Here is a 19,782-nt window from a genome sequence, read left to right as displayed (position 1 = left end):
GGTCTCCTTCTTGTCGTTGTTGTGGCGAGTTCCGTTCACACGAACACCATTTCCAGAGCTTCTTCCGGTGCCGGATAGGCACTGTCGCGGGCGAACTGCACCGCAGCGTCGACACGTCCTCGGGCACGTTCTTCAATGGCGGCGGCACCGACCTCGTCCAGCACGCCCAGATCGAACAGGCGTTGGCGGTAAGCCGGAATCGGGTCCTTTGCCAGCAGCGCTTCCTTCTCGCCGGTCGGACGGTAGGTTTCGCCGTCCCCCATGAAGTGGCCGGCCAGGCGGTGAGTTTCGATCTCGATCAGGCTCGGCCCTTCACCGGCACGGGCCCGGGCAATGGCCTCACCGGCTGCGGCGAAGATGGCGTCGGCGTCGTTACCCGGGACGAACACGCCGGGCATGCCATAAGCGGCAGCACGCAGGTAGTTGCGCTCGATGGCAGTCGAAGAGGCCTTGGCCACCGAGATGCCCCAGGCGTTGTCCTCGATGACGAAGACCACCGGTAGCTTCCACAGCGCGGCCAGATTCAGTGTTTCGTGGAAGGCTCCCTGGTTCGCTGCGCCTTCACCCAGGTAGGCCACGGCGACTCCGGACTTACCCTGTAGTTGGCGCGATAACGCAGCACCAACGGCAGGGCCCATGCCTTGGGCGATGATGCCGGAGCAGGAGAAATTCACCCGTGCGTCGAACAGGTGCATATGGCCGCCGCGGCCGCCAGACAGGCCGGTCTTTTTGCCGAAGATCTCGGCGACCATCTCGTTCAGGTCTACGTCCTTGGCCACGGCTATGTGATGTGGACGGTGGGTCGCGGTGACAATGTCCTCCGCCGCGAGGTGGGCGCAGACGCCGACGGCGCAAGGCTCCTGACCGTTGGACAGGTGCATCTCACCAGGAATTGGCCCATTGGCCATGTTGAATACCGGCGTCTTGCCTTCCATGTAGATTCGCTCGATGGACTCTTCCAGGTATCGGCTGACGAGCATCTGCTCGAACATCCAGAGTCGCTGGGCTTTGCTGGGTGTGGTCATGGGATTGGCTCCTCAGAGGGCGCGCTGGTTCATCAGCGAGCCGATGTGCTCGGCTTGGCGCAGAGCCAAGGCGACAATGGTCAAGGTCGGGTTTTGCCCGCCGCTGGTAGTGAACTGGCTACCGTCAGAGACGAACAGGTTGGGGATGTCGTGGCTCTGGCCCCATTTGTTCACCACGCCGTCGGACGCTTTGGCGCTCATGCGGTTGGTGCCCATGTTGTGGCTGGCCGGGTAGGACGGCAGGCGGATCACCTCGGTGGCACCGACCGCCTCGTAGCACTTGCGGGTCTGCTCCACGCCGTGATTACGCATGGCGGTGTCGAAAGCATGGTCGTCCTTGTGCACCACCGGGATGGGCAGGCCGTACTGGTCCTTCTCGGTGCCGTGGAGGGTGATGCGGTTACTCTCCATGGGCAGGTCCTCACCGCACAACCACACGCCGGACATATGGTCGTAGCGCTCCATCCGCGAAGCGAAGGCACGGCCCCAGCCCTGCGGGGTCGGATCGAGGAAGGCGGACATGAACGGCAGGCCGAGGGACAGGATTTCCAGCCGGTAGCCACCAACGAAACCTCGCGAAGTGTTGTTGTAGGACTCGTCGGAAATGATTCCCGCGCAGGTGGTGCCCCGATACATGTGAATCGGCTTGGGCAGCACTGCGTAGATGCCCGCGGTGGTGTGACACATGTAGTTGCGCCCAACCTGACCAGAGGAGTTGGCCAGGCCGTCCTTGAACGTCGAGGACTCGGAGTTGAGCAGCAGGCGCGGCGACTCGATGGAGTTACCGGCCACGCACACCACTCTGGCCTTCTGGTGCTGCTGGTTGCCCTCGGCGTCGGCGTAAACCACCCCGGTGACTCGGCCGCGGGCATCATGCTCAATGCGTAGCGCCATGCTCTGCGGACGCACCTCACAGTTGCCGGTAGCCTCGGCGCGGGGGATATCGGTGTAGAGAGTCGACCACTTGGCGCCGATGCGGCAGCCCTGCATGCAGAAGCCGATCTGCATGCAACCAGGACGGCTGTCATAGGGCTGCGTATTGATCGCCATGGGGCCGGACTGGATTTCTTTGTAGCCAATGCGTTGGGCGCCAGTGGCCAGGACCTTGAAGGAGTTGTGCCATTGGTGATACGGCATCCCGGTGCTTGGACCGGTCACGCCCATGTGCTTCTCAGCCTTGACATACCAGGGCTCCAGCTCCTCATAGCTGAGTGGCCAGTCCAGCATATTGGCGCCCTTGATATCACCGTTTTCGGTGCGCATGCGAAACTCGAAGTCGCGGAAGCGCAGGGCCACGCCGGCCCAGTGTACGGAACTGCCGCCCACCGCTTTAACGATCCAGGCCGGCAGGTTCGGGTGGTTACGCGCCACGTCCCAGCCGCCAGTGGCGATGCGTTTGTCGAGCCAGGAAATCTTGTTGAACATGGCCCACTCATCGTTTTCGATGTCGGACATCTCGTAACGCTTGCCGGCTTCCAGCACCACGGTACGGATTCCTTGCTTGGCCAAAGCATGGGCCAGGGTCCCGCCGCCGGCGCCCGAGCCAATGATGACGACGACATCGCTGTCGTCCTGGGAGAATTTCGCTGCCATGGGGTTAACCCTCATTGTTGGAATGGATGGAGCCGCGAAGAGAAAGCTGATCAGAGCCAATCGAGGTCGTTGAAGCCACGTGCGATATAGCCACCTTTCTCCACCGACGAGCCCTCGTAGCCGAACAATGGGAACAGCGTCTTGTTGTCGTAGATACCAAACATCAGCGCGCTGCGGGTTTCACGGAAGAACGGCGTGGTCTCGATCTCGCGAAGCAGGGCGACGCGATCCTCCTCACTGGCGATCTCTTCGAAAGGCCGACCATGCTTAGCGCGGGCGCGCCCCTGCAGGGCCTTCAAGCCGTCGTTAACCAGGTCCGAGTGCTTACCGAGCAGCTCGGCCAGCGACCTGGCATACGGTGCATCGCCGAGCCGGTCATGGGGATAGATCTCGCGCCCCATCTGCAGCAGCCCGGCGGGCAGCTGGGGCAACACGTCGTCGGCGATGACGGTGACGGGAATGAGCTGGCTGATAATGGCGGTAGCGCCGATGAACAGGGCCGATTGCCCCGAAAGACTGAGAAAGCGCCGGCGGCTCAGAGGGCCACTCAGGGGTGAAGAGTCATGCATGGCAGAGCTCCAGGCTTTTGCCGGCACGCCTGCAAGGTGGGAACAGGTGTGGCCGACGTTATTGTTATAAATCCGGGTGCCTTTTTGGCCCCTTCGGTAGTGAAAGAGCAACTTGTGTGCCAATGCCAAAAATCAATATTAACTTACTGTTTTTAAATGAATTTTTAGAAATAAAAAAACATCTTACGAGCATGACCTGTAAAGCAAAGGCTTTACACCTGTAAGCATCCGTCCAAGCGTTTTACATACGTAAAGGCTGGCGATACCTGAGCTGAGCGCAAGATCGGAGCGGCGGCATTGCCGGACACCGCCAACAAAAAAGGGAGACCATTTACCAGTCTTCTGGCGGTGGTCCAGCTGCGATCAACGGGGAAGTGACAGCGGAGGGCTAAACTCGTAATGTGATTGCAACCGTGCCAGCCCGCCCCACGTGCTGATGCCGAACAAGAACAAGATCGTCACGGGCCCCTCGCCCCGTGCCCGGGAGGCCGCATGAGCACCGTTTCGACCCCCAGCCTGCATATCGACACTGTGCTGTCCTACGCCAGCGATAGCGTTGGGCACGAGTCCATCATCACCCGCTCCTGGAAGCGTTGTATCCTGGATTACGGTCTGGATCCGGCCAAGCCCGCGCCACCGCGGTTCGTCCCGCGTCAGGTGTTGCGGGAACACCAGGACCATGCCGACGAGCTGATCAACGTGGCCCGCGCAGGCGTCGAGCAGCTGTACCGCCACATCGCCGAGCTGGGGTACGTCATTCTCCTCACCGACAGCCGGGGGATCACCGTGCAGTTCCTCGGCGATCCACTGGATGAGACGGCGCATCGCAAGACTGGCTTGTACCTCGGTGCCGACTGGAGCGAGAACCACGCCGGAACCTGCGCGGTGGGGACCTGCATCAAGGAGCAGCAGCCGCTGACCTGCCACCACCATGACCATTTCAGTGCCCATCACATCGCCCTGACCTGCACCGCAGTTCCCATCTTCAATCCCCAAGGGCAGTTGCTGGCCGTGCTGGATATTTCGGCATTGAACTCACCGCCTTCCAAGGACTCCCAGCAATTCGCCCTACAACTGGTCAAGCAGTATGCGCGGATGATCGAGGATGCCTACTTCCTGCGCCGCTACCGTGAAGCCCATATCCTCTGCTTCGACCGTTCCCGCGAGTTTGTCCTGATCAATCGCCAGTACCTGCTGGCGATTGCTGGGGACGGCAGTCTCCTGGCGGCCAATACTGCGGCCCGTGCACTGCTCGCCGAATGTGGCCTGCAGTTGCCGGAGCGGCCTTCGGCATTGGCCCGTCGGATCGGTATTCAGGATCTGTTCGACTGCGAACCTGAAGACATCTTCAGCATCCCCCGCGCTAGCCCCGACCAGGTACGCGCCTTCCGTACCCACCGTCAGAACGCTCTGTTCTTTGCCGCATTGATGGAGCCCTGTCGAGCGCCCGTTGCCCCTCAAGCTCAGCGCTCGAGTCAGGAACGCTGCCCGCTGGATGAGCTCTCCGACGATGACCCCGCCATGCGCAAGATGCTCGCTCGTGCCAAGCGACTGTGCAGCGAACCGCTGAACGTCTTGCTCAACGGCGAAACCGGTACCGGCAAAGAACGCCTTGCCCGCGCTTTGCACGACAGCAGCAACAGGCATAAGGCCCCCTTCGTCGCCATCAACTGCGCGGCAATGCCCGAGTCATTGATCGAGAGCGAACTCTTCGGCTACCAGCCCGGCAGCTTCACCGGAGCACGCAGCAAGGGTATGCGAGGTCTGATCCAGCAGGCCGATGGCGGCACACTCTTCCTCGATGAAATCGGTGACATGCCGCTGCATCTGCAGACGCGGCTACTGCGCGTGCTCGCCGAGCAGGAAGTGATGCCACTGGGCAGCGAGAAGCCAATCAAGGTCAATATCCGCGTCATCGCAGCTAGTCACCGCGATCTGCGGCAGTTGATTGAACGAGGCGAGTTCCGCGAAGACCTCTACTACCGCCTCAATGGCGCGATCCTTCGCCTGCCGGCACTGCGCGAACGGGCCGACAAGAGCTACCTGATAGAACGCATTTTCAGAGAGCTCTGTGAACAGCGCCAACGTCCTTCACGAATCCGGGGTGACGCCATGAGTGCTCTCCTCGGCTACGCCTGGCCAGGCAATATCCGCGAGCTGCGCAATGCGCTCCAGTACGCGCTGGCCACTGCGGAGACAGATGAAATCACTGTGAACGACCTGCCCGAAGAGTGCCTGCCGAGCGTAATTCCAAGACAGGCCATGAGTTCGGTTCCCGTACGGGAACAGCAGACTTCCCACGCACGCGAAATCGAGGACTGCTTGCGCAGGCAGCGCTGGAATGTCAGCGCCGCGGCACGCGAGCTCAGCATGTCGCGCCCAACCCTGTATCGCTGGATGAAGCTTCACAACATCGTTGCGCCCAACGACCTGGACAGCTAAACCAATGGTTTCAAATGCCCGTAACCGGCCCGAGCTGGGCCGGCCGGGCTTTTAAGCCGAATCAGTACTCAGGTGTGCGCGGGTCCCAAAGCAGGCGCGTCACTCTTTTCTCGTAGCCCATCCCCTCCGGGAAACTCACCAGCTCCAGCTGCAGCCCCCAAGGCGCCAGGAAGTACACCCAGGTCAGGCCCTTGGCTGGGCCATCGGTGAAGGTCGATGGAGTATCCAGTACCTGTACGCCACGAGACTTCAGGTACTCCACCGCCGCCTCCATGTCGTCCACATAGAACGCCAAGTGGTGCCCACCGATGTCACTGTTACGTGGCAACCGACGATTCTGATCCGGTGCCGTGTACTCGAATATTTCCAGATTGGTGCCGTTGCCACATCGGACCATCTGGAAGTCTCGAATTGACGCACGCGGATGCACGTTGAGGTGTCGCTCCATCCAGTCGTCTTCAAAACGGAACTCGCCAAAGGTGAAGTACGGCTCGCAACCAAGCACCTCGACGAAGAAGGCAACAGCTTCAGACAGGTTCGGCACCGTGATGCCGATATGCTGCATGCCGCGCATCCCCGGCAGAGCGCCATTCAGGTTGTTCTTATGGGTCATGAGGGTCTCACTTGTTGTTGTACGAGATACGCCAGCTTCGTGCTGACACATCCCCTACTGCACACCCAATGCCACAAACTAACCCATTGATTTGAATAGTCTTCACTCCCACCGTTGTCAGCAACGGTGTAAAGGCCTTTACAGCTGTAAGGCGTTACAACAGCCACTTCACATCCTCTCTCGCCCCTGCCAATGGGCCTTGCACGGGTTGGCCCAGCTCTTGCCTGATGCTTGGGGACATACCCTTGATCGATGGAGACCTATGGTGGAGCCCCGACACATTGCCACTGGACCGGGTAAGGTTGAAACCGGTGTGAAATTGCGCGGCGCCGAGAAAGTCGCGCGTATTCCGGTGAAGATCATTCCGACCGAAGAACTGCCGAAGAAACCGGACTGGATCCGCGTGCGCATCCCGGTTTCCCCCGAGATCAATCGCATCAAGCAACTGCTGCGCAAGCACAAGTTGCACAGCGTCTGCGAAGAAGCTTCATGCCCGAACCTAGGCGAATGCTTCTCCGGCGGCACCGCGACCTTCATGATCATGGGTGACATCTGCACCCGTCGCTGCCCCTTCTGCGACGTCGGCCACGGCCGTCCAAAACCCCTGGATGTCGATGAGCCGAAAAACCTCGCTGTGGCCATCGCCGACCTGCGCCTGAAGTACGTGGTGATCACGTCGGTGGACCGCGACGATCTGCGCGACGGAGGTGCACAGCACTTCGTCGATTGCCTGCGGGAGATCCGCAGGCTGTCCCCGGGCATCCAACTGGAAACCCTGGTGCCGGACTACCGCGGCCGCATGGACGTGGCGCTCGCCATCACCGAGCAGGAGCCGCCGGATGTGTTCAACCACAACCTGGAAACCGTACCGCGCCTGTACAAGGCCGCGCGTCCGGGCTCGGACTTCGAGTGGTCGCTGGATCTCCTGGAGAATTTCAAAAAGCGCGTGCCCCATGTGCCGACAAAGTCTGGCCTGATGCTAGGCCTGGGCGAGACCAACGACGAAGTGATCGAAGTCATGCAACGCATGCGCGAGCACAAGATCGACATGCTGACCCTCGGCCAGTACCTACAGCCCTCGCGCGACCACTTGCCGGTGCAGCGCTTCGTCCATCCGGACATCTTCGCCTGGTTCGCCGAAAAAGGCGCCGAAATGGGCTTCAAGAACGTCGCCTCAGGACCACTGGTGCGCTCCTCCTACCACGCCGACCAGCAGGCCCACGGGCAGAAAATCAGTAGATCTACAGAGGATAATCACGAATGGGCATATTCGATTGGAAACACTGGGCAGTAATTCTGCTGATCGCCCTGGTGCTATTCGGCAGCAAGCGTCTGCGGAACCTCGGCGGTGACTTGGGTGAATCCATCAAGGACTTTCGCAGATTAAAGGCCGCGCCCCTCTGCGACTCGAACGAAATCGAGCATACGGCTTCTCCTCACAGCCAAAAGGAGAGTTAGCCTGCAGCCCGGAAACCAACGCATGGTGCACTATCCATGAATATCGCTAATGTCTGCTTTCGACCGTGGATTCAACTGGTCAAAAATGATCGGAATCGACACAAAGCGACCGCTGACCAGAGGCAGTAATCGGCCGATTCTGTTGAAAAAGTCGGATTCTCAGCTCGGTTGAACTCAGGCACGACCACCACCGGAGAACCGACTGCCGTCCGTTTGCAGCAGCTGCGCGGAGTTGGCCCGATGATCGCCACCGCACTTATTGCTGCCATCGGTGATGGCCGACAGTTGGCCAGCCTCGCTGGGGCTGACGCCGAAGCAACACAGCTCCGGTGGTAAAGATCGGCTACTTGGCATCAGCAAACGTGGTGATGCTTATCTGCGAACACTGATGATCCACGGTGCGCGCTCGGCCCTGCGTACAGCCAATTCCAAAGACGATCGGCTCAGCCAATGGGCTGTTCGCTTGGCCGAGCGATCACATCCCAATGTGGCCGCTATCGCGCTGGCCAACAAAACCGCACGCATGACTTGGGCGATGCTGCGCAACGGGACCGATTACCAACCGGATCGGGCTGCGGCTTGATCTACCAAACTGTCACGTCCAACGAGTAAACAAACCGTCTACCCAGATTGCTAAGCAACCCGAGCGATGGCAAACCGGTCGAACCGGCGTCGGCAAAACCCTCAAATGTCCAGGTGCGTAAAGCACGTAGAAGCGATTGGGAGCCGACGCGCGAATAGCCCATCATGGCCCTGCATCGAATCGATGCCGAAGTCAGAGGCCGAATATACGTGTGCAGTCAGCACGGGGGCCAAAGCTAAGGGGCTTGCAATGAGGAGGAGTCCATATACGGACCTTCAGGCTTGGTCACTGCCGACCATTCATTTGGGGGAAGTAATGAGCACAGAGGATCGCTTGAAACAGCCTGTCATCACAACATTAGCAAAAATAGCGGCTAATCGATGCGCAAATCCTGAGTGCAGAGCCGTCACAAGCGGCCCAACAGTTGAGCCCAATGGTTTTGTAATGGGGGGGAGACCGCGCATATGTGTGTACCAGTGCGCCAGAGAGTTCGTATTTACAGTGCACAAGACATCAAGGCGCCGAAGCTCTTTGATGTTGTAGACGTTGAACCTGCTAAATCGAAAACAGTCGGTCTCCTCCTTTTTTAAGTTGAGACATCCCTTGTGGGTCGGTTGCCGCCTCCACGACAGCCAGCAATCGGCACAGGCTGTGTGAAAACGCACTGAATATGTCGAAAACTGAAAGTCACGAGGATGTGAGTTAGCAGCGGATCTGGCACCGACCAGGACCTTACAAGAGATTCCGAGCTGACCGCTAGAAGCCGCGGCCAACGGATATTTCGAGGGTTCAGCGGCACTCAATCGGTGCCAACTACCTGCAAAATGGTTTGTCACCAAAACAGCAAGAAGTCGGGTGAATTTGCGGTCTGTTTGGCACTGCGGTTTGGGCCCAAAACGTCGATTTGGAGGTATGAGGTAGGCTCTCGGACGCGATTGTTTGCTTCCAAATCGGCCCCTGGGCTTTGTAATCAAAGGGCTCGACCGGCGACTAGAGACTTTCCACAGACCTGGCGATTGCCCAATCACCCTCCCCGCCCCGCCGCGCTCTGTTCCGTTTCCCTCGCGCACAATCGGAAGTCCGGCTTTCGCTGCTTCCGTTTGTCTTCAAAGGCACGGCCCGCGTGACGTACAGCCGGTTTCGCTGATTTGAAATGATGATCTTTAAGAACGAAGAATCGGAACTGAGTTTCCAGGGTTTAGCGCCGCGTAGCGGGTGAGGAAAAACGCCCTAATCGCCCGGAAACAGGGCGTTTTCCAAGACTACCTGACATGCGAAAAAGCTGAGAAAGAAGATAAATATCAAATAGGATTGGCGCAAAAGGCAGCGCGAAAAAGGGCCAAAAACAGCGTGAACTCACAGCTGGAGCAAGCCGTTCTGATAGAAGATTCCAGCGAGAGCCATTCGTTTTGTAGGGGGAAAAGCGCTGTAAAATAAAAAAGGGTCGCGAGATTAAATCTCGCAACCCCTTGAATTATATGGTCGGGACGGAGTGATTCGAACACTCGACCCCTAGTATCCCATCTCCTTTTTCATACTTCTTGAAAGACTCCGAAATTTCACTCTGGATTTTTCTAAGCTAGTATTTACTTGAGCTCCAGCGGTGTTCTGCTCTACGAGAGTCCAGTAACGTCCATCAAGAGCCGACGTTTTTGTGGGGGTAAAAGTAGGGGGAGGCCATTTCATGGCCAAAATCACCATCAAAGAAGGTCAATTCGGCGTCGGCGTCAACAGTGAGTAGGTTCTCCAGTGATGGTCGTGCCTGAGTTCAGGCGAGCTGAAAATCCGACTTTTTCAATAGAATCGACCAAAAGCAGTATTCCCTGATCCAGTCAGGTGCAATGCTCGGTCCGCTGCTTCTGATCTAATAATTATGCTATTTAGACTATTTTGATATTAAAAAAACCGTCTCTATTTGGTTTTTGCTTGATCCACGTCAATGTTTGGCCGCTTATTAGGTGCGCCATCGAACTGACTAGTGTACTCATGCCCCTCTACGGCGTTTCTGAGATGGTTATATGAGAGTTGTACGCCTGCAGTCTTTCATGGGTTCGTTGTACTCCGGTCTGGCCGCCAAACACGGCCTGCTGATAATCGTGTTGCTGATCGAGGGCGTCTGCGCCGCTGGCTATCTGTATCTGGAACGCAACTGGATTGAAGAGGGTGTGGTACGGAGTCTGAACAACGTGTCGTCGATGCATCGGCGCAGCTTTGGTCTGCTCGAGACAACGCTGAACTACCAACTCGCGTCGATCGGTGAGGCCGTGCAGGCTATGGGTGACAACCGAATTGATCAACGGCTAGATGCGCTGTTGGCAAAGGAAGTGCAGCAAGCATGGCTGGATGCCGTGGTCGTCCTGGACGCGGAGGGCAAGATCGTTGCCACTCACTCCATCGTGCCGCTGCAATCGCTCCTGATGCCGGGCGTATTGGCGAAGCGCTCCTTCAAGGATTTGCCCCATTATCAGGCTGCCTGGGCTGACGGGGGGGAGTTTTCCACCTTTTTTGCTCCTCGTCCGCAAGTCCCCGAACTGGCTGGCGGGGCGATTGCGATATTTCGGAAGATCAGGTCTGCGGACGGACAGTCGCTGGGCATGGTGATTGGCTTTACCAGCCTGCACAGCTTGTCGGTTTTGCTCAATGCTGATGCCACGCGGGGGTTCGATCTGGGCCGGGACGGTATCCTGGGTTTTGTTGATCCGCACACGCACGAATGGCTGTATCGCTATGCCCATGGCGGGAATTCAGTGGCTGAGAAGTACAAGGTCCTCAGCCCTTCATTGTTAAAGGACACCCGGTACGGGCCGGATGTGAAATTTTATCGCTCCCCGACTGACGGGATCGAGCGAATTGCCGTGTTATCCCGGCAGCCCGACCATCAATGGCTGCACGTGGTTGCGGCGAGCAAGGATGAGTACCTGTTCAACTGGCGAATTCAGGTGGAATTCTCCATCGTTGCGTTTGTCGGCATAGGAGTTCTGCAGTGGCTGCTGCTGGGTTTTTTTCGCCGCAATCACCAGCAGCGCACGTTACTGGATCTGGTCCTCGACAATGTGGACGCTTATGTGTATTTCAAAACCAGCGAGCGACGCTTCGTCTACGTCAACGCCAAGACCGCCGCTCTATTCGGCTTGCCCGCCGAGCAGATCGTTGGTCGTCGGGACCTCGATTTCATGGCGCCGGATCTCGCCGATGAGTACTGGGACATGGATCGCCAAGTGTTCGACTCGGGCAGTAAACAAACCGGCGAGGAAGTTTTCATAACGCCGGAGGGGGAAACTCGCTACTACGCGTCGATCAAGGTTCCGGTGCACCTGCCGAACCAACCGCCGGCCTTGGTCGGTTTTTCGACCGACGTGACCGCGTTGCGTGAACAAACTCTCGCCCGTGAAGCCGCCGAGAAAGAACTGGCGGCACATAATCACTCCCTGTGGCTGAACAACCAGGTGCTGGAAAAGCTGGGCCAGAATGCCTCGTTGTCCGAAGTGTTGAACACCATGCTGCGCATCATCGATGACTATCGTCCCGGCATGTTGAGTAGCGTGCTGTTGGTGGCGGACAATGGCCATGATCTGGTCGGCTGTGCCGCCCCCAATTTGCCCGAAGGGTGGATGAGCGCCACAGCGTGCTTATCGAACGCGGCGATGAACGGCTCGTTGACAGCGGCCGTTCGCACTGGCGAAACGGTTATTACAGAGGATGTGGCCACCGATCCCTGTTCGACTGAACTGTGTGCAATGGCACTTGATTTCGGGTTTCGTGCAGTCTGGGCTCAACCCATCAAAAACAGCGATGGCCAGGTACTCGGTGTGTTCGTCGTTCATAAGCGAGAACCGGGTGCGCCGGATGTCCATGATCGTGTCTTGCTGGCGGATTACGCGAAACTCGTGCAGGTGGTCATCGAGCGTGCGCGCCTGACCGAGGCGTTGCAGGAAAGCCAGGCCCTATATCGCCTTATTGCGGAAAACAGCAACGATGCGATCTGGGTGATGCAATATCCGGACTTGACCTATAGCTATATGAGTCCCTCGATTGAACGGCTGTATGGCTGGACGCTAGAAGAATTCTCCGGTCCGCCGCCAGACGAGCTGATGTCTGCGCAGGAGTTACGCCGGTGGAGCAATACGGTGGAGGAACATGTCCGGCGGGTTCGCGAAGGCGACCTGACGGCCTGTTTCATCGAGCACGAACTGGAAGTCCGAAATAAGGATGGCGATCGCGTCCAGGTCGAGGTGGTGGCCAATATCATGCTGGACAGCGCATTCCAACCGACCCACATTGTCGGCAGTTCCCGGAACATCACCCGGCGCAAGGTCGCTGAGGACGGCATCCGGAAAATGGCGTTTTTCGACCAGCTGACCGGTTTGCCCAATCGACGGATGATGGAAGACCGGTTGGGTCAGATGCTTGCCCTGGCAAAACGGGAACAACGCAAAATGGCGCTGCTCTTTGTGGATCTTGACCGGTTCAAGGCGGTCAATGATCTGCGCGGGCATGCTGCCGGCGACTGGTTGTTGAAGCAGGCCGCATCACGTATGAATTCTGTACTGCGTACCTCCGATACTGCCTCACGTATCGGTGGTGATGAATTTGTCATCCTCCTGCCCGATGCGTGGAAAACAGAAGATGCCGTTCACGTTGCAGAGAAGATACGTTGCGTTCTTGAGCAGCCTTTTGTCATGGATGATGCCGTGGAGTTGGATATTTCGGCGAGTATCGGTGTGGTGATGTATCCCGATCAGGCGGACAATGTGCGCGATTTACTGCACTTTGGTGACGAAGCCATGTACCGCGCCAAGAAGTGCGGGAAGAACGCGGTGGAGGTGTTTGACGCGCTGGCACAGCTAGGCGGACAGAATATGGTGCACCTGCAGTGGCGAGATGAGTACGCCTGTGGCGATGTCGATATCGACGGCGAGCACCGGGAATTGCTCAGGCTGGCGAATGCCCTGTTCCACCTGTTCACCGGGCCCACTCACCAGCGATGCGATATTGGCCAGATGCTCGCACTAGATCGGTGGCTCGCGCACCTGCGCTACCATTTTGCGCATGAGGAACAGATTCTGGCAGCATCAGGCCATGAAGCACTTGCCTCGTACACAGTCGAGTGCGCGACCATCCTGGAACAGGCTCAACAGCTGCAGACGCGGGCCCAGGCAGGGGAAGTCACCTTGGGCGAACTGGTCCAGTTGATCGTTGTCGAGATCATCGGTAAGCATTTATCGACAGAAAAACACGAGCCAGCCCCTGTTGTTGACTTCCAGATCTGAAGACTGAAGGACGTTCTCGGCGCACAAACCTCGATGCGCCAGCATTTGAGCCGTTCGGAGAATCGTTGGCTGGAAGCGTTGGAGCCGGAAATACTCACTGCCGCTCGGCAGAGCAAGTAGCAAACGGGGTTGCCCGCTTACTACTGCTCAGTTTTTTTAAGCCATCAGTCCAGCTGTTGACGCACGGCCAATTCCACCCCCCGGATTTCTGCCAGGCCCTTGAGGCGACCGATCAGCGAATAGCTGGGGTTGCTTTCATGGTGCTGATCGTCGAGCAGTTGATGTCCATGGTCCGGACGCAGCGGCAAGCGCGGGCCACCTTCGCGCTCACGCCTGCACTCTTCTGCCACCAGGGCAGCGATGACCCCGACCATGTCGACATCACCATCCAGATGGTGGGCTTCGTGGAAGCTACGCGGGTCGGCCTCTCGGCGGGTTGATCGCAGGTGGGTGAAGTAGATGAAAGGCGCAAAGTGCTTGGCCATCGCCACCAGATCGTTGTCTTCACGTACGCCATAGGAGCCGGTGCAGAACGTCAGGCCATTAGCCGGGCTTGGGGCGGCGTCCAGCAACCATTGGGCGTCTTCGGCGGTGGACAGGATGCGCGGCAAGCCAAGCAGGGAACGGGGTGGATCGTCCGGGTGGATCGCCATGCGCACGCCCGCTTCCTCTGCCACCGGAATCAGCGCGCGCAAAAAGTACCCCAGGTGTTCACGCAACCTGGCTTCGTCGATGTCGGCGTAGGTGCGCAGCAATACTCGGAAGTCTTCCAGGCTGTAGTGTTCCTCGGCGCCGGGTAAACCGGCGATCAAGGTGTTGACCAACGTTTCGGTCTGGGCTGGCGTCAGTTGCTCGAAGTAGGCCTTGGCCTTCTGGTTACCGCCAATGCTGATTCGGCACGAACGCTTGAGCAGATGTTCCTGCATGGAGCGCTGTCTGGCGGCGAGTTCCGCGAGCGCTAATCTGTGCAGGAAAGAACGCTTTAGTCTTCAGAAATGCGTGAAGGCATCGCTGATGCCGGCAACCGGTGGGTGATTGGAATGATGAACAACAGTGTCGCCAGCGGGCTGAGGTTGAAAATAAAGCGCACCCGAAATCAGCGCGACCACCAGGAAAGCGAACAGGAACCGACGCATCGAATACCTCCATCGTCCAGCCTTGGGCCGAACGCAGGTCTTTTGTTATTGGTGGTTCAAGTCTGGTCTCGGGACCAAGGTGAAAGCTTTGCAGATCGCGCCAGAGATTTTGCAAATCGTGCCAGTGCGCCCTTGGCCACAAGCTGTGTTTCATTCGGGGGATCGAGTTGATGTCCACTGTCCGTGGTACTGCTCTGTTAGGGTTTAAGGAGTTCGCTGTCAGTCAGGGCATCGATCCGGATTCGGCGCTGGCTGAGGTTCATCTGCCTTTAGACCTGCTGGATGCGCAACTTTCCGGCACTCAGTTCAACGCCTTGGTCGAGTTGTGTGCGGTGCGCTCGAACAATCCCCTGTTCGGCTTGCAGTTCGGCTTGCACCAGGGCACGCAAAGTCTCGGCACCATGCTCTACGCCATGTGCTGTACCGGCACTGAATCTACTGACCCGCTATTTCCATGTTCATAGCGACGGCGCGCAAGTGCGCCTTGAACGTCAGACTGGCAACGTCCTGCTCCTGTATGAAATCACCGATGGAGCGTTGGCCTCGGTGCGTCAGACGGTGGAGTTGGCGATGGGGATAGCAGCGTGCTTGCTCCGCGAACTGCTCGGGCATGCCTGGCAACCGCGAGGCCTGATGTTGCGCCATTGTTGTGTGGCAAATCGCAGCGCCTACCGAGCACTACTGGGTTTGTTGCCGCGCTTCGATTGCCCCGTCAATGCGTGGGTGTTCGATGAATCATTGCTAGCGATACCTCTGGAAGCGACGGACGTCAGGTGTCAGCAATTGGTCCAGCAACACATCGATGAGCTGGCCCGCATGACGCTGCAAGAGCTGCCCTCTTACGTGCAAAAGCTGTTGCGCAGCAGGCTTGCCAATGGCCAGGTCGCGATTGGTCAGATTGCCGAGCACATGATGATCAGCCCGCGCACCCTGCAACGCTATCTTATGACGCAAGGCACAGGATTTCAGGAACTGTTGGACGACACGCGTCAGGCAATGGCCGCGCGTTACCTCAGCGACTCGTCGATCAGCCTGACGCAATTGGCAAGTCTGTTGGGTTACGCCGATCTGAGTACATTCTCCCGGGCTTTCACTCGCTGGAACGGCATCAGTCCGCAAAAGTGGAAGCAACATAAGTATCAAATCCCTCGGTGATAGAAATGGCTTCCAATCCTTTCATTCGTGCCCTCAGCCTTGCAGGATTGATCAATTCGCCCGCAGTCAGGGCTTGGACCCGAACCGGATGCTGCGTCAGGCCTCATTGCCCGTGGCTTCGCTGCACCGTCCGGAAGATATCCTGTCCTTCCAGCACTATTGCGGCTTGCTGGAGCTGTGCCAACAGGGTTCGAATAACCCGTTGTTCGGCCTGGAATTCGGGCTCTATCAAGGGGTCGACGTTTTCGGTGATATTTTTTTCCTGATTCACAACACTCGAACCGTCGGTGATGCCTTGTTTGCGCTGCGCGCCAATTTCTCGTTGTACAACGGATCAGCGCAAATTGAACTCGAGGTTGTCGACGGCGTTGCCGTGCTCAGTTACCAGATAGATGAAACGACAATGGCCGGACTGTCACAGGCAGAAGAGTTGGCGTGTGGTGTCGGTATGCAACTGATGCGGACCTTGGTCGGGGACCAATGGCAGCCCGAAGCAGTAATGCTTCGTCACTCGCCCCATGCAGATGAGTTCGTCTATCGGAAGACGCTGGGTATCACGCCGACCTTCTCTGCGGCACATACCGGTCTGTTATTCGACGCTTGCGTGCTGACGCAGCCGCTGGATTGCGCCAGCGAAGCACTGCATCAACTCATCGTTCAACATCTGTCCGGCATGGAACGCTTGTCGGCAGACGAAATGCCCGGCTACGTCGGACAATTACTTCGCAATCTGTTGCCCAGCGGTCGTGCGACGATCGACAGAGTGGCCGACTGCATGGCGCTCAACCCTCGTACTTTGCAGCGTCGCCTGGAGCAAAAAAACACGTCCTTTCAGCAATTGCTGGATGAGACACGCCAGCAATTGGTGCGCAATTACCTGCAAGTCCCGACGATCAGCCTGACACAAATGGCGCATCAGCTGGGTTACGCCGATGTCAGCACGTTCTCGCGGGCATTCAATCGCTGGTTTAGTGTGTCCCCGCTGGAATGGTGCAGGCAGTCGGGATTGCGCAGGCAGCCATTACTGTTTCAGAACCGATTGAAAGATCGGCCGTGAACGTATTCTGGCGAATATCTGATAGTGCTTCTGCGCTGAGTGCAGACTTAGCTCGCCGATATTACCGTCTGCCCATAGGTATCCGCTTTGAGGTGATAGCTGCCTTTAATACCGGCGGCTCTCGGCCAGAGGTGGTCTGTTACGTATCCGCGCGGATCGCGCCCGATACCGCAGCAGCCGATCATAAAAAAAAGAACCGAAAACGCGCAAATTGCGTCCTTGATATCCATCGAAGATTCCACCCAGAGCCAGCCGTTTTGTAGGGGTAAAAACCACCTAAAATAAAAAGGGGTCGCCAGATAAAATCTCGCAACCCCTTGAATTATATGGTCGGGACGGAGTGATTCGAACACTCGACCCCTAGCACCCCATTAAGAGGGTAGAGAAATATTTAAATTTTTCTGCCGACTGTGGTTGGCTTGTAAATAAAAAACCCGACACGAAGGCCGGGTTACCCACCCTATCCGAGACGCAGCCCCCAAATGAGAGGGATGGAGAGCTGACAAGAGAGTGCGGGGGCGAAATATTGCCAAATGGTGTTCTCCTGCGCAATAAAAAATCCGACTCAAGGGCAGCATATCGTGATCATTAGCCCGTAGAAATCAGATGCTGAGCGTCATTTTTCGAGTTTCTCCCGATGCCTCAGGTGGCATGTGAAGTCCGCCCTCCAGTGGCAACTCGAAGAACAACAAACGCCCATCAGAAGCACTCAACTGTAACGGTAACATCCTTTGCCACCGCTCGAAGTTAACACCTCAGCTTGAGCCCAGGGCACTGCACACGAACCGCGTGGTCACGTCGAAATTATCCGGAGTGAGGACATCAATTGGCGAACGACCTTTTGATCGCCCCCCCCCCCCCCAACGAAGCATTCCCGGTACGCCTACTTCATTGCGCCACGTTTTACTTTTAACCGATTGACATTCTCGCCGACCCGATTCGCAAACTCGTGAGGGGTGACATGCTCCTGAAGATTGGCCTCAAGGTACCGGCTCCACCAGTTCATGATCAGCCTGCGCTCTTCAATGAATTCTGCCTTGTGAATGTAGGCAGCGCGAACGCTGTTGCGCTCTCGATGGCTCATCTGCCTTTCAATAGCCGTCTCAGACCACAGCCCTGACTCAACCAGTGCGCTGCAGGCCATTGAGCGGAAGCCGTGACCACAGATCTCGGTCTTGGTTTCGTACCCCATAGTGCGCAACGCTTTGTTCACTGTGTTTTCTGACATCGGCTTCCAGGCCCTAGCATCACCGGCAAATACCAGGTCGAATGTGCCCGTGAGGGTGTGGACCTGTTCAAGCACGGCCACAACTTGCGGCGATAAAGGCACAAGATGAATATCGCCCGCCATTTTCGTCCCCCGCGTTGAATGACGTACGTCCTCCAGCTCCGGCCGAGTATCCGGGATCTCCCATACGCCACGCTTGAGGTCGAACTCACACCAGCGAGCGAAACGTAATTCACTCGAGCGAACAAACACGTGCAGCGACAGTATGAGCGTTAGCCGGGTCAGCTCTCGGCCCTTGTAGGCATTGATTCGTGCCAGCAATTCAGGCAGGCGTGATAGGGGCAATGCAGGCCGATGGGAGACTCGCGGCGCTTTGATCAAGCCCTGAAGATCGTAGGCAGGGTTTATCGGAATAAGACGAAGGCGTTTTGCCTCACGCATAATACTTTGCAGGTATCTTTGTACCCTTAAGGCGACGTCAATCGTTCCTCGTTTTCTGATCACCTCCAAAGGTTGCATCAGATCATAAGTATCGAGATCAGCAATCGCGCGGGCACCGATAAACGGAAAAACATAGTTATTCAGACGGTTCAACACATTCTTGGAATGGTCGGGTGTCCATCTGGCCGACATGTTCTTGTGCCAGTCCAACGCAACGCTTTCAAAGGTACGGCCGTTGCCACCATCTTCCGCTTTGGCTTTACGCTTGCTCTCAACAGGATCAATGCCGTCTGCGAGCATCCGCTTCGCATCTAAACGCTTCTGGCGCGCATCGGCCAGGCCAATCACAGGATAGCTGCCGAGGGAGGTCAACCCCTCCCGGCCGTCAGGCTTTACGTACCTTAGACGCCAGCCTTTACGGCCATTGGGTTGGATTAGGAGATAGAGACCGTCGCCGTCGAAAAGCTTGTAGGGACGGTCTGTTGGCTTGGCTAAACGGCAAGCAGCATCGGTAAGCGGAGCAGTTGTGCGCGACATAAGGGTACTATCCTTAATCGAACCAATGACTACCCCTAACTTTACCCTCTAAATGACTGGATTCCAGAAGAATGGACGAGAATCCGACGGAATGCTAAAACGAAAAAACCCGCCAGAAGGCAGGTTTTTCAAGGCTTCCAAAGAACTCAAAAGCGCTCGGTGGAATGCAAGATGGTGCCCGAAGCCGGAATCGAACCGGCACGCCCTTACGAGCGGGGGATTTTAAGTCCCATGCGTCTACCAGTTTCGCCATTCGGGCGGTAGCGCGGTCAAGCAATCTGAAAGCTGGCAAGTAACGACCTGGCAGTTCTGACGCTTGTGCAGCAGAGGTGGAAATATATACATCCCACCCCCGTGAAGCAAGTTCGCAAATGCCCATTTCAAGACTAAATCTTGCGGGACAGCGCAAATAAAAAAGCTCCGCAAATCATCGATCTACGGAGCTTGTTTAAAGTGGAGGCCGAGGTCGGAATCGAACCGGCGTAGGTGGATTTGCAATCCATTCACAAAACAAGCTATTTCAATAGGTTAGCAGCTTTACCGTTCCGCAAGCTACTGATTTTTAACGACCTGCACCCCGCGCACTTTCAAGAGCTGCTATTGGGTTGCGGAACGGTTTTTTGATCGATCCCTGCGCCTCAATGGGATCTATTGATCCTGTACAAGGGTGTTACT

13 protein-coding genes, 1 tRNA gene and 3 pseudogenes are annotated in these 19,782 nt (G+C 57.1%); 8 read left to right on the top strand and 9 right to left on the bottom strand.

From position 1 onward, the window contains the following. Positions 1–35 precede the first annotated feature (35 nt). The 3 genes from LOY55_RS13970 to LOY55_RS13960 are packed head-to-tail and all read right to left on the bottom strand — an operon-like array spanning position 36 to position 3,187. On the bottom strand, positions 36–1,025 hold the full coding sequence (locus tag LOY55_RS13970) for a thiamine pyrophosphate-dependent dehydrogenase E1 component subunit alpha (RefSeq protein ID WP_258668096.1): 990 nt from the start codon (positions 1,023–1,025) through the stop codon (positions 36–38). A 12-nt stretch (positions 1,026–1,037) separates the two neighbouring features. Further along, positions 1,038–2,618, bottom strand: coding sequence for a GMC family oxidoreductase (locus LOY55_RS13965; protein WP_258668095.1), 1,581 nt, complete (start codon positions 2,616–2,618; stop codon positions 1,038–1,040). Positions 2,619–2,668: 50 nt separating this feature from the next. Further along, the gene (locus tag LOY55_RS13960) at positions 2,669–3,187 is read right to left on the bottom strand and encodes a gluconate 2-dehydrogenase subunit 3 family protein (protein ID WP_258668094.1); all 519 of its coding nucleotides are present in this window, start codon (positions 3,185–3,187) and stop codon (positions 2,669–2,671) included. 492 nt (positions 3,188–3,679) lie between these two features. Between LOY55_RS13960 and LOY55_RS13955 the strand changes: the two genes are divergently transcribed. Then, complete coding sequence (locus tag LOY55_RS13955) at positions 3,680–5,629, top strand: sigma-54-dependent Fis family transcriptional regulator (RefSeq protein WP_258668093.1); 1,950 nt, start codon at positions 3,680–3,682, stop codon at positions 5,627–5,629. 61 nt (positions 5,630–5,690) lie between these two features. Here LOY55_RS13955 and LOY55_RS13950 read toward each other — a convergent pair whose 3' ends face one another. Beyond that, positions 5,691–6,242: a VOC family protein gene (locus tag LOY55_RS13950; RefSeq protein ID WP_258668092.1), complete on the bottom strand. Its 552-nt coding sequence runs from the start codon at positions 6,240–6,242 to the stop codon at positions 5,691–5,693. 262 nt (positions 6,243–6,504) lie between these two features. Between LOY55_RS13950 and lipA the strand changes: the two genes are divergently transcribed. From lipA to LOY55_RS13930, 4 genes and pseudogenes are all read left to right on the top strand, one after another. Next, entirely contained in the window at positions 6,505–7,536 is a 1,032-nt protein-coding gene (lipA, locus tag LOY55_RS13945) for a lipoyl synthase (protein ID WP_258668090.1), read from the top strand. After that, a pseudogene (gene tatA, locus LOY55_RS13940) lies at positions 7,503–7,625 on the top strand (twin-arginine translocase TatA/TatE family subunit); the annotation flags it as partial. The gene lipA and the pseudogene tatA, both read left to right, overlap by 34 nt. Before the next feature lie 349 nt (positions 7,626–7,974). After that, positions 7,975–8,283 (top strand): transposase, encoded by a 309-nt coding sequence (locus LOY55_RS13935; protein WP_408980982.1) that lies wholly within the window; start codon positions 7,975–7,977, stop codon positions 8,281–8,283. 2,045 nt (positions 8,284–10,328) lie between these two features. Beyond that, a complete protein-coding gene (locus LOY55_RS13930; RefSeq protein WP_258668088.1) occupies positions 10,329–13,553 on the top strand; it encodes a diguanylate cyclase in 3,225 nt (1,074 codons plus the stop codon). Positions 13,554–13,717: 164 nt separating this feature from the next. On the opposite strand, the pseudogene uxuA reads toward LOY55_RS13930, so the two are convergent. Then, positions 13,718–14,428, bottom strand: a pseudogene (gene uxuA, locus LOY55_RS13925) (mannonate dehydratase); the annotation flags it as partial. Between the two features lie 114 nt (positions 14,429–14,542). Next, positions 14,543–14,689, bottom strand: coding sequence for a hypothetical protein (locus tag LOY55_RS13920; protein WP_258668086.1), 147 nt, complete (start codon positions 14,687–14,689; stop codon positions 14,543–14,545). A 170-nt stretch (positions 14,690–14,859) separates the two neighbouring features. On the opposite strand from LOY55_RS13920, the pseudogene LOY55_RS13915 reads away from it, so the two are divergent. The 3 genes and pseudogenes from LOY55_RS13915 to LOY55_RS13905 form a co-directional block, all read left to right on the top strand. Continuing rightward, positions 14,860–15,385, top strand: a pseudogene (locus tag LOY55_RS13915) (AraC family transcriptional regulator ligand-binding domain-containing protein); the annotation flags it as partial. A 120-nt stretch (positions 15,386–15,505) separates the two neighbouring features. Then, the gene (locus LOY55_RS31030; protein ID WP_309475410.1) at positions 15,506–15,844 is read left to right on the top strand and encodes a helix-turn-helix transcriptional regulator; all 339 of its coding nucleotides are present in this window, start codon (positions 15,506–15,508) and stop codon (positions 15,842–15,844) included. 88 nt (positions 15,845–15,932) lie between these two features. Then, the gene (locus tag LOY55_RS13905) at positions 15,933–16,901 is read left to right on the top strand and encodes an AraC family transcriptional regulator (protein WP_258668084.1); all 969 of its coding nucleotides are present in this window, start codon (positions 15,933–15,935) and stop codon (positions 16,899–16,901) included. 47 nt (positions 16,902–16,948) lie between these two features. Here the strand turns inward: LOY55_RS13905 and LOY55_RS13900 are convergent, their stop codons facing one another. The 3 genes from LOY55_RS13900 to LOY55_RS13890 form a co-directional block, all read right to left on the bottom strand. After that, positions 16,949–17,131: a hypothetical protein gene (locus LOY55_RS13900; RefSeq protein ID WP_258668083.1), complete on the bottom strand. Its 183-nt coding sequence runs from the start codon at positions 17,129–17,131 to the stop codon at positions 16,949–16,951. A gap of 653 nt (positions 17,132–17,784) precedes the next feature. Next, a complete protein-coding gene (locus tag LOY55_RS13895; protein WP_258668082.1) occupies positions 17,785–19,107 on the bottom strand; it encodes an integrase arm-type DNA-binding domain-containing protein in 1,323 nt (440 codons plus the stop codon). 172 nt (positions 19,108–19,279) lie between these two features. Beyond that, a tRNA-Leu gene (locus LOY55_RS13890) sits at positions 19,280–19,366 on the bottom strand. Between the last annotated feature and the right edge of the window lie 416 nt (positions 19,367–19,782).

Source organism: Pseudomonas sp. B21-040, from assembly GCF_024748695.1.
Classification (GTDB): Bacteria; Pseudomonadota; Gammaproteobacteria; order Pseudomonadales; family Pseudomonadaceae; genus Aquipseudomonas.
This window is presented reverse-complemented; position numbering and strand designations above follow the sequence as displayed.

Coding starts and splice junctions, on each gene's coding strand:
- LOY55_RS13965 (WP_258668095.1), bottom strand. CDS start 2,618: ATGGCAGCGAAATTCTCCCAGGACGACAGCGATGTCGTCGTCATCATT.
- LOY55_RS31030 (WP_309475410.1), top strand. CDS start 15,506: ATGACGCTGCAAGAGCTGCCCTCTTACGTGCAAAAGCTGTTGCGCAGC.
- LOY55_RS13970 (WP_258668096.1), bottom strand. CDS start 1,025: ATGACCACACCCAGCAAAGCCCAGCGACTCTGGATGTTCGAGCAGATG.
- LOY55_RS13905 (WP_258668084.1), top strand. CDS start 15,933: ATGCTGCGTCAGGCCTCATTGCCCGTGGCTTCGCTGCACCGTCCGGAA.
- LOY55_RS13895 (WP_258668082.1), bottom strand. CDS start 19,107: ATGTCGCGCACAACTGCTCCGCTTACCGATGCTGCTTGCCGTTTAGCC.
- LOY55_RS13900 (WP_258668083.1), bottom strand. CDS start 17,131: ATGGATATCAAGGACGCAATTTGCGCGTTTTCGGTTCTTTTTTTTATG.
- LOY55_RS13955 (WP_258668093.1), top strand. CDS start 3,680: ATGAGCACCGTTTCGACCCCCAGCCTGCATATCGACACTGTGCTGTCC.
- LOY55_RS13950 (WP_258668092.1), bottom strand. CDS start 6,242: ATGACCCATAAGAACAACCTGAATGGCGCTCTGCCGGGGATGCGCGGC.
- lipA (WP_258668090.1), top strand. CDS start 6,505: ATGGTGGAGCCCCGACACATTGCCACTGGACCGGGTAAGGTTGAAACC.
- LOY55_RS13930 (WP_258668088.1), top strand. CDS start 10,329: ATGGGTTCGTTGTACTCCGGTCTGGCCGCCAAACACGGCCTGCTGATA.
- LOY55_RS13960 (WP_258668094.1), bottom strand. CDS start 3,187: ATGCATGACTCTTCACCCCTGAGTGGCCCTCTGAGCCGCCGGCGCTTT.
- LOY55_RS13920 (WP_258668086.1), bottom strand. CDS start 14,689: ATGCGTCGGTTCCTGTTCGCTTTCCTGGTGGTCGCGCTGATTTCGGGT.
- LOY55_RS13935 (WP_408980982.1), top strand. CDS start 7,975: ATGGCCGACAGTTGGCCAGCCTCGCTGGGGCTGACGCCGAAGCAACAC.